13 protein-coding genes are annotated in these 12,466 nt (G+C 72.2%); 6 read left to right on the forward strand and 7 right to left on the reverse strand.

Going from position 1 to position 12,466, the window contains the following annotated elements; all coding sequences use genetic code 11:
- Positions 1-11 precede the first annotated feature (11 nt).
- Both mmsB and mmsA read right to left on the reverse strand, forming a co-directional pair.
- Positions 12-1,310, reverse strand: a complete 1,299-nt coding sequence (mmsB, locus tag NLX85_RS27245; RefSeq protein WP_091306330.1) for a multiple monosaccharide ABC transporter permease — start codon at positions 1,308-1,310, stop codon at positions 12-14.
- A complete protein-coding gene (mmsA, locus tag NLX85_RS27250; RefSeq protein ID WP_254339847.1) occupies positions 1,307-2,854 on the reverse strand; it encodes a multiple monosaccharide ABC transporter ATP-binding protein in 1,548 nt (515 codons plus the stop codon). Before mmsA ends, mmsB begins: the two co-directional genes overlap by 4 nt.
- A 362-nt stretch (positions 2,855-3,216) precedes the next feature.
- Between mmsA and NLX85_RS27255 the strand changes: the two genes are divergently transcribed.
- Positions 3,217-4,245, forward strand: a complete 1,029-nt coding sequence (locus NLX85_RS27255) for a LacI family DNA-binding transcriptional regulator (RefSeq protein ID WP_254339849.1) — start codon at positions 3,217-3,219, stop codon at positions 4,243-4,245.
- Positions 4,246-4,306: 61 nt separating this feature from the next.
- A complete protein-coding gene (locus NLX85_RS27260; RefSeq protein ID WP_254339851.1) occupies positions 4,307-5,050 on the forward strand; it encodes an N-acetyltransferase in 744 nt (247 codons plus the stop codon).
- A 9-nt stretch (positions 5,051-5,059) separates the two neighbouring features.
- Here NLX85_RS27260 and NLX85_RS27265 read toward each other — a convergent pair whose 3' ends face one another.
- Together NLX85_RS27265 and NLX85_RS27270 are read right to left on the reverse strand one after the other, a co-directional pair.
- Complete coding sequence (locus tag NLX85_RS27265; RefSeq protein WP_107074760.1) at positions 5,060-5,365, reverse strand: DUF1330 domain-containing protein; 306 nt, start codon at positions 5,363-5,365, stop codon at positions 5,060-5,062.
- 62 nt (positions 5,366-5,427) lie between these two features.
- Positions 5,428-6,501: a DUF6081 family protein gene (locus NLX85_RS27270; RefSeq protein WP_254339853.1), complete on the reverse strand. Its 1,074-nt coding sequence runs from the start codon at positions 6,499-6,501 to the stop codon at positions 5,428-5,430.
- Between the two features lie 294 nt (positions 6,502-6,795).
- Here NLX85_RS27270 and NLX85_RS27275 point away from each other — a divergent pair, with 294 nt between their 5' ends.
- From NLX85_RS27275 to NLX85_RS27285, 3 genes are all read left to right on the forward strand, one after another.
- A complete protein-coding gene (locus NLX85_RS27275; protein WP_254339855.1) occupies positions 6,796-7,866 on the forward strand; it encodes a hypothetical protein in 1,071 nt (356 codons plus the stop codon).
- 56 nt (positions 7,867-7,922) lie between these two features.
- Positions 7,923-8,255, forward strand: a complete 333-nt coding sequence (locus NLX85_RS27280) for a putative quinol monooxygenase (RefSeq protein WP_254339857.1) — start codon at positions 7,923-7,925, stop codon at positions 8,253-8,255.
- Between the two features lie 129 nt (positions 8,256-8,384).
- On the forward strand, positions 8,385-8,744 hold the full coding sequence (locus NLX85_RS27285) for a hypothetical protein (protein ID WP_254339859.1): 360 nt from the start codon (positions 8,385-8,387) through the stop codon (positions 8,742-8,744).
- 46 nt (positions 8,745-8,790) lie between these two features.
- Here NLX85_RS27285 and NLX85_RS27290 read toward each other — a convergent pair whose 3' ends face one another.
- The 3 genes from NLX85_RS27290 to NLX85_RS27300 all read right to left on the reverse strand — a co-directional run bounded on the left by NLX85_RS27290 (position 8,791) and on the right by NLX85_RS27300 (position 12,015).
- On the reverse strand, positions 8,791-9,630 hold the full coding sequence (locus tag NLX85_RS27290) for a S1 family peptidase (RefSeq protein ID WP_254339861.1): 840 nt from the start codon (positions 9,628-9,630) through the stop codon (positions 8,791-8,793).
- Between the two features lie 113 nt (positions 9,631-9,743).
- Entirely contained in the window at positions 9,744-11,318 is a 1,575-nt protein-coding gene (locus NLX85_RS27295) for a Na+/H+ antiporter (RefSeq protein WP_254339863.1), read from the reverse strand.
- 76 nt (positions 11,319-11,394) lie between these two features.
- Positions 11,395-12,015 (reverse strand): L-threonylcarbamoyladenylate synthase, encoded by a 621-nt coding sequence (locus tag NLX85_RS27300; RefSeq protein ID WP_254339864.1) that lies wholly within the window; start codon positions 12,013-12,015, stop codon positions 11,395-11,397.
- Between the two features lie 119 nt (positions 12,016-12,134).
- Here NLX85_RS27300 and NLX85_RS27305 point away from each other — a divergent pair, with 119 nt between their 5' ends.
- A complete protein-coding gene (locus NLX85_RS27305; protein ID WP_254339865.1) occupies positions 12,135-12,458 on the forward strand; it encodes a hypothetical protein in 324 nt (107 codons plus the stop codon).
- Positions 12,459-12,466 lie beyond the last annotated feature (8 nt).

Below are 12,466 nucleotides of genomic sequence, written 5' to 3' on the forward strand. Positions count from 1 at the left end.
GGGGTGGAACGTCAGCTCGGCACGGCCGTGCGGGCGGTCTCCCGGTCCGCGCCGGGTGGTGCCGTGGGCGGGGCGGGAGTGTCGCGGCGGAACGAGCGGGTGAGGCTGCCGATGACCGAGAACTTGCCCTGCTTCTTGTTGTAGACGTCGAGAGCGACGGCCAGCAGCAGCACCAGGCCCTTGATGATCTGGACCCGGTCGGTGCCGACGCCGAGCAGCTGGAGGCCGTTGTTCAGCACGGCCATGACCAGACCACCGACGATCGAGCCGCTGATGGTGCCGATGCCGCCGGCGACGGCCGCGCCACCGATGAAGACCGCGGCGATCGCGTCCAGCTCCCAGCCGTTGCCGTCCTGCGGCCCGGAGGCCGCCGACCGGGCCACGAAGATCATGCCGGCCAGCGAGGCCAGGACGGCCATGTTCATCATGACGAAGAAGTTGACCCGCTTGAGCTTCACGCCGGAGAGCTCCGCGGCCCGGGAGTTGCCGCCGACGGCGTAGATGTGCCGGCCACCGGCGGTGTTCCGGGTGTAGAAGGAGTAGGCCAGCACCAGCGCCACCAGGATGATGCCGGAGACCGGGAAGCTCGTGCCGACCCGGCCGCTGGCGAACCGCAGCGACGCGAAGACGATCACGCCGACCATGACGGCCATCCGGAGCACCGAGATCCACATCGGGGCCGGCTCGGCGTCCATCTCCCGGCGGGTCTTGCGGGCCTGGAACTCCCGCCACACCACGGCCACACACGCGGCGAGGCCGAGCAGGAGCGTCAGGTTGTTGTAGCCGGTGTTCGGGCCGACCTCGGGCAGGAAGCCCGAGCCGATGACCCGGAAGCCCTCCGGCACCGAGATCGTGTTCGCGTTGCCGATGAACTGGTTGCCGCCCCGGAAGAGCAGCATGCCGGCCAGGGTGACGATGAACGCCGGCACCCCGACGTAGGCGACCCAGAAGCCCTGCCAGGCGCCGATGATCGCGCCGATCACCAGGCCGAACAGGATGGCGGCGGGCCAGGGCAGCGACCACTCGGCCATCGACTTGGCCACCAGGATGCCGGTGAAGGCGGCGATCGAGCCGACCGAGAGGTCGATGTGCCCGGCGACGATCACCATCAGCATGCCGATGGCCAGGATGAGGATGTACGAGTTCTGGTTGAACAGCGCGATCAGGTTGTCCGATCGCAGGGTCAGGCCGTCCGTGAGGATCTGGAACAGGACGACGATCGCCACCAGGGTGAAGATCATCCCGAACTGGCGGGCGTTGGACGTGGTCCCTCCGAAGAGGTTCTTCTGCAGGTCCTTGATTCGGCTCATCGTGTCTGCATCTTCTTCGTCGAGGTCATCTGCTTCATGAGGGTTTCCGGGTCCGCGTCCTGGCGGGCGATCTCGCCGGTGATGGCGCCTTCGAACACGGTGTAGATGCGGTCGCAGAGCCCGATCAGCTCGGGCAGCTCCGAGGAGATGACGACGACGCCCTTCCCCTGGTCGGCGAGCCGCTGGATGATGCCGTAGATCTCGTACTTGGCGCCCACGTCGATGCCGCGGGTCGGCTCGTCGAGGATCAGGAGGTCCGGGTCCGTGAACATCCACTTCGCCAGGACGACCTTCTGCTGGTTGCCGCCCGAGAGCTTGGAGACGCCCTCGTCGACCGTCGGCGCCTTGGTGCGCAGGTCCCGCCGGTAGGACTCGGCCGCCTTGTACTCGGCCACCTCGTCCAGGACGCCGTGGCGCGAGATCTTCGACAGCTTCGCGGCCACCGTGGAGGTCTTGATGTCGTCGAGGAGGTTCAGGCCGAGCGCCTTGCGGTCCTCGCTGACGTACGCGAGCCCGTGGGCGATCGCGTCCGCCACCGACTTCAGGACGATCTCCTTGCCGTCCTTGATGATCGTGCCCGACTCGTACACCCCGTAGGAGCGGCCGAAGACGCTCATGGCCAGCTCGGTGCGGCCCGCGCCCATCAGCCCGGCGAAGCCCACGATCTCGCCGCGCCGGACGGTGAAGCTCTCGTTCTTGCAGACCTGGCGCTCCGCCGAGATCGGGTGGCGGACGTTCCAGTTGCGGACCTCGAAGAAGACCTCGCCGACCTTCGGGGTGTGGTCCGGGAACCGGCTGCTCAGCTCGCGGCCGACCATGCCCCGCACGATCCGGTCCTCGTCGACGCCGTCCGCCTCGACGTTCAGCGTCTCGACGGTCCGGCCGTCGCGCAGGATCGTGATCTGGTCGGCGATCGCCTCGATCTCGTTGAGCTTGTGCGAGATCATGATCGAGGTGATGCCCCGCGACCGGAAACCGCGCAGCAGGTCGAGCAGGTGCTGCGAGTCGGCCTCGTTGAGCGCGGCCGTCGGCTCGTCCAGGATCAGCAGCTTGACGTCCTTGGCGAACGCCTTGGCGATCTCCACCAGCTGCTGCTTGCCGACGCCGATGTCCTTGATCAGGGTGTCCGGGTCCTCCCGCAGGCCGACCCGGGCCATCAGGTCCAGCGCCATCCGGTTCGCGGCCTTCCAGTCGATCGCCCCCCGCTTGCGGGGTTCGTTGCCGAGGAAGATGTTCTCGGCGATCGACATGTCCGGGATGAGCGCGAGCTCCTGGTGGATGATCACGATCCCGGCGTTCTCGCTCGCCCGGATGTCCGAGAAGCGGGTCTCCGCGCCCTGGTAGATGATCTGGCCGTCGTAGCTGCCGTACGGGTAGACGCCGCTGAGCACCTTCATCAGCGTCGACTTGCCGGCGCCGTTCTCACCCACGATTGCGTGGATCTCGCCGGCACGGACCACCAGGTTGACGTCGGCCAGGGCCTTGACGCCGGGGAACTCCTTGGTGATGGAGCGCATCTCCAGGAGGACGGGCAGATCGCTCATCGCTCCCACCACCTTGCCAACGTCATGGCCGCCTCCCGCGATGGGTTATGACCTTCGCTCACTTTTCGTTGTCGTCGGCAACCCAATCTCGCCGGGGGCTGTTCCGCAAGTGCTCAAGTCACTCTTTTTCGTAACAAGTCGGTAATATCGACCGCCACGCTGAGTGACCTTTGCGACGCGCCCCGCTCTTGCCGACAAGCGCCGAGGTGGTGCTACTGATCAACTAATGACATCGTTGACGCGCATCGTATACCGCTGTTTCGCGAACCGCCCTCGTGGCCCGGACCCCCTGGTGAACCGGTGTGACCGGCCACCCACCCGAGCCTTCGACCGGGCCTCGCGCGGGTGTCATAATCGCGGCCATGACCGCTGACCCGAAGGCTGGTCGACCGAGCCTGGCGCAGGTCGCGGCGCTGTCCGGGGTGTCGGTGAAGACCGCCTCCCGGGCCCTGGGCGGCGAGCCCCGGGTGGCCGCGGACACCCGCTCGCGGGTGCGCGACGCCGCCGACCAGCTCGGCTACCGGCTGAACGGGGTGGCCCGCGAGCTACGGCGCGGCGCGAGCACCTCCACGCTGGTCGGCCTGCTCATCGGCGACCTGGCGAACCCGTTCTACTCGCGGCTGGCCGGTGGGCTGGAGCGCGAGCTGCGCATGCGCGGCCTGCAACTGATCACCGCCAGCACCGACGAGGACCCGGAGTGGGAGCGGCGACTCGCCGACGCGCTGCTGGAGCGGCGGGTCCGGGGACTGGTGATCGCCTCGACCGCGACCGAGCACGCCCACTTCGCGGCGGAACACCGCCACGGCATCCCGTTCGTGTTCGTGGACCGGCCGCCGGTCGAGCTGGCCGCGGACACCGTGCTGCTGGACAACCACCACGGCGCCCGGCTGGCCGGCGCCCACCTGGGCGCGCTCGGCCACCGGCGGATCGGGGTCGTCGGCGACCTGTCCCGGCTCAGCACCCACCGGGACCGGCTGGACGGCTTCGCCGAGGCCATGGGCGCGGCCGGCGTGGCGAACTGGGCGGACTACCTGGTGGAGAACGCGCACGACGTCGCCGCCGCCGAACGGGCCGTGCGCGAGCTGCTGGACCGTACGCCCCCTCCGACCGCCCTGTTCACGATGAACAACCGGATCACCCTCGGCGCCCTGCGGGCCCTGCGGGGTCACCCCGCTCCCCCGGCGCTGGTCGGCTTCGACGAGGTGGATCTCGGCGACGTCCTGGGTGTGAGCGTCGTCGCACACGACCCGGAGGACATGGGGCGGCGGGCGGCACGGCTGTTGCTCGACCGGATCGACGGCCACCGCGGGCCGGCCCGGCAGGTGGTGATCCCCACACGACTGCTGGCCCGGGGTTCCGGGGAACGGCCGCCGGGGACGGCCGGCGCCTGACGGCCCCGGCCCCGCCGAAAACGGCGTGCGGCTCCCGCGGGACCGCTCTACCGTGCCCGGCGTGACCCTGGACATCGTGAGCCTCGCGGAGCGCCCCGACCTGGCCCCGCTGCTCGACAGCGACTTCGACGGCGCCTGGCCGCAGTTCATGCTCTGGGACCCGATGGGCTCGGTGTACTACAGCGTCGCCCACGACCTCTACCCGGAGTTCGTCTTCGCCGCGGTCGACCCGGCCGAGCCGGGGCGCGCCGTCGCCCGGGCGTACGCCGTGCCGCTGCGCTGGACGGAGGACGAACTGCCCGACGGCGGGTGGGACCGGGTGATCCAGCGGGCCACCGTCAACCGGCTCACCGGCGCCACCCCGAACCTCGTCTCCGCGCTGGAGATCTGCGTGCGGCCGGACCGGCGCGGCGGCGGCGTGTCCGGGCTGATGCTCGCGGCGATGCGCGAGGCGGCGGCCCGCCAGGGCTTCGACACCCTGGTCGCGCCGGTGCGCCCGAACGGCAAGGCCGCCCTCCCCGACCTGCGGATGACCGAGTACGCGGCGCGGGTCCGCCCCGACGGCCTGCCGGTCGACCCGTGGCTGCGGGTGCACGTGCGGGCCGGCGGCGTGATCGAGCGGGTCGCGCCCCGGTCGATGGTGGTCACCGGCACCCTCGCCGACTGGCGGCGGTGGACGGGGCTGCCGTTCGACACCAGCGGACCGGTGCACGTGCCGGGAGCGCTGGCGCCGGTGCTTGTCGACGTGGCGCACGACCACGCCGCCTACGTCGAGCCGAACGTCTGGGTGCGGCACCGGCTGTAGCGCCGGCGGTCAGGCCGGCCAGGCGTGGCCGATCCCGTCGAGCAGGAGGACCACTCCCTCGGTGGCCGCCTCCCGGTCCCGGGAGATCTCCCGGTATTCCGGCGAGGTGGACCAGCGCTCGAAGTCCTCGCGGTTGTCGAAGGACATGAGCACGGCCTTCTCGTGCGGCCAGCTCCCCTCGACCACCCGGGGGGACCCGTCGGCGGCGAGCAGCCGGCCGCCGTGCCGCGCCAGGACGGGCAGGAAGGCGGCGACGTAGCGGTCGTAGCGCGCCCGGTCGTGGATGGTGATCTGCGCGAGGGCGTAGACGGTCACCGGCCCAGGTTACGGACCGGTACGCGTCCCCGGTGTCCCCCGGCCCGGCAGCACCGGGCGGCCTACCGGCCGACCGTGCGGACCGTGAAGTCGCGGAACGAGCCGACCGCCCCCTGGCCGAAGGCCCGCTCGGCGGGCGCGATGGAGACGCTCCAGGGCGCGTACCGGGGGTCGCAGGCGCCCGGGCCGGTGGCGTCCGGCGGGGTGCACCCGTACTGGAACGGGAACGCGTCGAGCAGGCTGAACAGGCCGTGCGCCATGCTGAACGAGCGGATCCGGCCGGCCAGCGGCTCGCCGGCGCCGAGCGACGGATAGGTGCCGGTGTACGCGGCGCCCTGCCGGTCCAGCGGCACGCCCACCCGGTCGACCCGCGCGACCGTCACGCCGTCGAGCAGGTACGTCACGCTGGCGTGCCCACCGGCCTGCCGGTAGCGGATCGCCACGCGGTGCGGCACGCCCGGCGTGACCGGCACCTCCCGGACGATCTGCGTGTACGCCCGGTCCAGGCCGACCTCCGTGGCGCCCGGACAGTCCGGGCTTGTGGTGTTGCCGGTGACGGTGCTGGGCAGCCGCTCGATCAGCGGGAAGGCGCGGGTGCCGGAGACGAACCAGTCGTAGAGCTGCCCCGTGCAGAAGTCGATCATGTTGAGCACCACGGCCGCCTGCTGCCCCTCCAGCACCGGGCCGGCGTAGGGGCGCGCGGTCGGTTCGGCGACCGCGGCGGAGCCGGGTGGGCCGTACCGGCCGTGCACCACGTGCCCGCCCGTCGCACCGGGCGTGCGGGCGGTGATGTCCACGGAGAACTCCACCGACCCCTGGCGCGGCGCCGGGAAGGTCCGGTTGCTGACGGCCATGTACTTGAGGTGGTCGTAGACGCTGAAGTCCACCCCGGTCTTGAACGGCACGTCGCTGACGGTGAGCACCCCGTCGTCGAGGCTGCGGGTCGCCCCGTCCAACGGGCCGTAGATGTTCGACCACTTCCGCTCGTACTCGGCCAGGTCGGCCGAGTCGTAGTGCACCACGCTCGGCCGCGACCCCGGCGCCGCCACGGCCGGCGAGGCCGTTCCCGGGCAGCCGACCACGACCACGACCATCGCCGCCCCCAGCAGCCGGCGGGGCCCGTCCTGTCTGCGCACGTCGTCCTCCCCGGGGTCGTGGCGGCGCGTCCACTCCACCTCGAACCATCGTCCGAGATCGATGCCGATCGGGCATCCACCGCACGGTGCGGCCCGGCGGCCCGGACGGCGGGCCGTCCCGCCGGGGCGGCGGCACCGGGCCGACGCGGGGCCGCGCCACCGTGGACCGTCGGGCCGGGGATCCTGTGCCACGGCAGCTGTCAACTGCCCGAACTGCCCTGGCCATATCGGCCCTGGCCTGCGGATACTGGACAGAGGGCGGCGGGGCGAACCGCGCCGGTGGGGGGCAGTCAGATGATCGACCAGGAGACCCAGCCCGAGGACACACCCGACACTCCCGCCCCGGCGGCGCCCGCCGGCGGTCCCGGCAGCGGCGGTGGCGCCGGCAGCGGCGGTGCCGCCGGGAGCGGCGGAACTGCCGGGAGCGGCACCGTGCCGGCCGGTGGCGCCGGAAGCGGCGGGAGCGGCGGGTCCGGCGTGCCGGCCGCGGTGTGGCAGGTGCGGGTGCGCACCAAGCTCGACGATCTGCACCAGCAACTGAGCTTCCTTGAGAGCCGTGCCGGCGGGAACCCCGCCCGGGTCGCCGTGCTGCGCGCCCAGTTGTCCGGCGTGGAGGCCGTGCTCGGCCGCAGCGGGGTGGTCGAGTGGCTGCGCGGCGGCAGGCTGGAGTACGCCTGGCAGAGCATCCACTCGGTGGAGCGGGCCATGGTGGAGCTGCGGACGCCGGAGGAGCTGCTCGGCCTGCTGCCGGCGTACCAGGGCGCGGCCGCACAGTTCCTGAAGGCCGACGACAAGGTGCTGACCGCCTTCGACGCGTCGACCGACGTCGGGGCGCCGGCGCTGTTCCAGGCCAAGGTGCGGGCGCTGCTGGTGCAGTACCACGCGGCATCCGACGAGTTCCACGAGTCGGTGCGCCGGTTGCGCAACCGGATGCTGGGGCTGTCCGTCTTCGCGCTGGTCGCCGAGGCGCTGATGGTGCTGGTGCAGTGGCGCAGCCGGGACGTGCAGCTGCTCAAGCCGCCGACCGACGCTGCCGGCGTGCCCGCCTGGCGGCTGCTCTTCTTCGTGCTCATCGCCGGGGCGCTCGGGGCGTTCATCAGCGCCCTGCCCTCGATGATCACCTCGCGCTCCGGCGGCCTGCCCTACAAGCTCCCCTTCCAGCAGGGCCTGCTGAAGCTGGCCATCGGTCCGCTGGTCGCGGTCGTCGGGATCATGCTGGTGATCGGTGGCCTGGTGGAGACCACGGTGAACAGCACCGCCGCCCTGCTGGGGGTCGCCATCGTCTTCGGCGCCGGGCAGCAGGCGGTCACCGCGTTCGCCGACCGCCGGGCGTCGGAGCTGCTCACCCCGGTCACGAAGAGCTGAGCGGGGACGGCGGCGAGCCGCTGCCGAGCCTCGCCGGCCTGGGTAGCCTGAAGCGCATGATCTTCATTACCGCGAAGTTCCGGGTCCGGCCCGAGGACGCCGACCGCTGGCCGCAGATCGCCGCCGAGTTCACGACGGCCACCCGGGCCGAGCCGGGCTGCCTGTGGTTCGACTGGTCCCGCAGCCTCGACGACCCGACGGAGTACGTGCTGGTCGAGGCGTTCCGGGACGACGATGCCGGCGCGGCGCACGTGCGGTCGGCGCACTTCGCCGAGGCGCAGCGCACCCTCCCGCCGCACCTGGCCGAGACGCCCCGGATCGTCAACACGACCGTGCCCGGCGAGGACTGGTCGCGGCTCGGCGAGATGGCCGTCCCCGACGGCAGCTGACGGGCGGGCCGACGCCGGCGTCCACCCTGAAACTTTCCGACAGACACCGGGGCAGGTATTGAAGCTTGTTTGCATCTGCGGCTACCCTCCGGAGAAGTGATCCACTATCCACCTTGGAGGAGTCGGAGCATGCGCAAGCTGATGTCGGCGGTCGGTGCGGGGGCGTTGCTGACGGCGGGGCTGTTCGTCGGCGCCGCACCGGCGCAGGCGGCGGCCTGCACCCTGGTGCAGTCCGAGATCTACAACGGGGCCAACATGATCGCGTGGGCCCGGGGCCTGGAGGGCTGCTCCGGCGACGTCTACTGGGAGATCCAGTCGGGCGACGGCGGCGCCTGGCAGGTCACCGAGAGCGGCACGACGCACTACGACAACCAGACCGTCAGCTACTACGGCGACGTCGAGCTGCCGTGCTACCTGCGGCTGTACGCGAAGTTCGGCACGCAGGAGAAGCTCACCCAGCCGGTGCGCAACTACAACTGCGCCGGCTGACCCGACGGGCCGGGCGGGGATGCCTTCCGCGCCCCGCCCGGCCCGGTCACGGGATGGTGAGGCCGTACGCGGCGAGGATCTCGGTGATCGGCTGGTAGTAGCTGGTGCCACCGCTGGTGCAGTTGCCGCTGCCGCCGGAGAGGATCCCGAGCACCGTGCCGGTCGACGCCACGTAGAGCGGGCCGCCGCTGTCGCCGGGTTCGGCGCAGATGTTGGTGCGGATCAGCCCGTACACGGCGCCCTCGGCGTAGTTGACGGTCTGGTTGAGGCCGGTGACCGAGCCGCATCGCACCCCGGTGGTGGCGCCGCTGCGGCAGACCGCCTGGCCGACGTACGCGTTGCCGGCGCCGTAGACGGTGACCTGGCCGGGATAGGTGTACACGGCGCTCGGGTGGGCCACCGTCCCCGTGTAGCGGACCACGCCGTAGTCGTTGCCGGGGAAGCTGGTGCCGGTCCGGCTGCCCAGCACCGTGGTGCGGGCGCTGTCGGCGTACCAGGTGCCGGCCAGGTTGGTGCAGTGCCCGGCCGTGACGAAGTAGTAGGTACCGCCGCTGCGCACGTTCGCGCCGAGCGAGCAGCGGCCGCCCCCGCCGTAGACGGCCTGGCCGCCGGCGATCAGGGTGCGCAGCCGGCCGGGTTCGTGGCGGAGCACCGCGCCGGCGCGGGTGGCGGTGCGGCGCAGCGTGGCCAGGTCGGCGCCGGTGACGGTGTCGTCGACGGTGAGGGTCAGCCGGCCGTCGGCCGGGTCGACTCCCCAGGCGGTTCCGGGGGTACGCACCGCGGCGAGCCCGGCGGGCCCGGGTTCCGGTGCGGTGCCGGCCCGCGCGGCGGTCGGGACGCCGGCGAGCAGGGCGGTCAGGGCGAGGACGGCGAGCGATCGGCGCATCCGGGATGCCTCCTCCATCGTCGAGGATCGATGCCCGTCCAGCATCCGCCCCGGTCGATCCCCGTTCAACCCTCCCCCGGCGTCCACCTCCCGAGACCCGCGCCCCCTGACGCTCAGTCCTCCGGCTCCGGGCCGAGCAGCCGGATCTCCTCGATGTCGATGGCCGCCTGCAGCTGCCGCAGCACCACGTCGTCGATCTCGTTCCTGTTGCGCAGCCGGGTGATCTCCTGCCGCTTGCGGTCCAGCACGCCGAGGCGCAGCCGTCGGGTCATCTCGCGCTCCTCGTCGGCCTCGTCGCTGCGGGGTGAGCGGACGTCCGCAAGGTGGTCCTGGTAGTCGCTGCGGAGCCGGTCGACGGTGTCCGGGGACGCGCCGAGTTCGGCGGCGACCTCGGGCAGCGCGTCCAGGGCCGCCTCGGTGGCCCGGATCCGGGCCCAGCGCACCTCGTCCTCCCGCTCCCGGTCCCCCATGAGGCAGGCCCAGCTCACCACGGCCGGCAGGGTGGTGCCCTGCACCAGCATGATCAGCACGATCGCCACCACGGTGACGAAGATGATCAGGTCGCGCTCGTGCACGGGGGTCCCGGCGTGCGTGGTGACGGGAACGGCCAGCGCGGCCGCGAGCGAGACCGCGCCCCGGAACCCGGCCCAGCCGGCGGCGGTGCGGACCCGGGCGTCGAAGCGGCGCGCGCGCCGGGACTCCCGGCGGTCCAGGCCCTGCAACCCGGCCACCGACAGGTGCACCCAGATCATCCGGGTGGCGGTCACGACCAGGACGACCAGCACCGCGATGCCGAACGACTCCAGCGGCGAGTGGCTGGTGATGCTGCGCAGCGACCGGGGCACCTGCATGCCCAGCAGCACGAAGAGGCTGCCGTTGATCATGAAGGTGGAGAGGTCCCAGAACGCGTACGCGGTGACCCGGGAGCGGGCCCGGATCACGCGGGGCCCCGCGTAGGAGAGCACGAGGCCGGCGACCACGACCCCGAGCACCCCGCTGGCGTGCACCGCGTCGGCCAGCAGGAAGGCGACGAACGGGGTGAGGATGCTCAGCCCGCCCTCGCGCATCGGGTCGTCGACGTGCTTGCGGATCAGGACGACCGCGCCACCGACGAGCAGGCCCGCGAGGATCCCCCCGAGCGCCTTGCCGACGAACTGGCCGCCCAGCTCCAGCGCGTTGGGCACCGCGCCGCCGGCGATCACCCCGACGGCCACCGAGAACAGCACCAGCGCCGTGCCGTCGTTGACCAGGCTCTCCGTGCGCAGCGTGGTGAGGATGCCGCGGGGCATCCGCTTGGCCAGGCCGGCCACGGCCGCGGCGTCGGTGGGCGCGAGCACCGCGCCGAGCACCCAGGCGGCGGCCGGCTCGACGCCGAGGGCCTGGGCCACGTACGCCACGGCGACCATCGTGAGGATCACCAGCGCGACGGCGAGCAGGGCGATCACCACGAGGTTGGCCCGGATCTCCCGGAGGCTGATGACCAGGCTCTCCCGGTAGAGGATCGCCGGGAGGAAGAGCAGCAGCACCACCTCGGGCTCGAGGATCACGTTGTCGAACGGCGGCAGCAGGCCGAGCCCCGCCCCCATGGCGATGAGCAGCACGGGCGGGGCGACGCTGTACCGGCCGCCGATGGTGGTGCCGATGAGCACGGTGGCGCCGAGCACCGCGATCAGCACGAGTGCGCTCATGCCGTACCCCCGTCACCGTCCGCCGGCTCCCACGGTGCCGCACGGCCGCGCCGCGGCGGGGTGGAACGGACGATCGCTACTCGAAGCGGGACGGATCGGCGGCGCCGCGGCGCAGGATCTCCGGTTCCGGCCCGGACAGGTCGACCACGGTGGTCGGCTCCAGGCCGCAGTCCCCCGCGTCGACCACGGCGTCGACCAGGTGGTCGAGCCGTTCCTTGATCTCCCAGCCCTGGGTCAACGGCTCCTCCTCGCCCGGGAGCAGCAGGGTGCTGGAGAGCAGCGGCTCGCCGAGTTCGGCCAACAGCGCCTGGGTCACCGTGTGCTTCGGCACGCGGACCCCGACGACCCGCCGCCGCGGGTCCTGCAGGCGCCGGGGCACCTCGGCGGTGGCCGGCAGGATGAACGTCCAGCTGCCCGGAATGGCGGCCTTGACCTGGCGGAAGACCGCGTTGCTGAGTTTGACGAACTGGCCGAGCTGGGCGAAGTCGGCGCACACCAGGGTGAACGGGTGCCGCGCGTCGAGGCGGCGGATCTCCCGGATCCGCTCGACGCCGGCCCGGTTGCCCAGCCGGCAGCCGAGGGCGTAGCAGGAGTCCGTCGGGTAGGCGATCACACCGTCGGCGCGGAGCAGGTCCACGAGTTGCCGGAGCACCCGGGGCTGGGGATTGTCCGGGTGCACGTCGTAATACCTGGCCACGTCGACGAGCCTATTCCGCCGGCCGGGCTGAGGCGAGCGGAGAAGATCTCGCGTGACCAGGTTTGGCGTACGGGCGTTCTGGAAACAGAGGGGCGGCTCGAATGAGGGGGGACCTTTCCATGTCCGAAGCCAGCACAGACCGCGCCGACCGTCCGGCCGAGGTGACCGATCCGCTGCTGTGGGACCTGTCCGCCGCCGTGGCCGACGCCCACCAGCCCGACGAGGACCGGATCTGCACCAGCCCGAGCTGCGTCGGCGCGGCCTGGCCCTGCACCGCCTGGAACAACGCCCAGGAGGGGCTGCGCGCGGCCCAGGCTCCGCGTCCCGCGCCGCCGGCCGCCGTCGCGACCGGGGAGCCGGGCCACGGCGACCCGCTGACCGGCTGGTCCACCGATCTGGTGCCGGCCGCCCGTTCGGAGGCTCTCGCCGCCAGCGCCGCCTGACGGCGCCG

Origin of the sequence: Micromonospora sp. A3M-1-15, from assembly GCF_024213425.1 — a bacterium.
Taxonomy (GTDB): Bacteria; Actinomycetota; Actinomycetes; order Mycobacteriales; family Micromonosporaceae; genus Micromonospora; species Micromonospora chersina.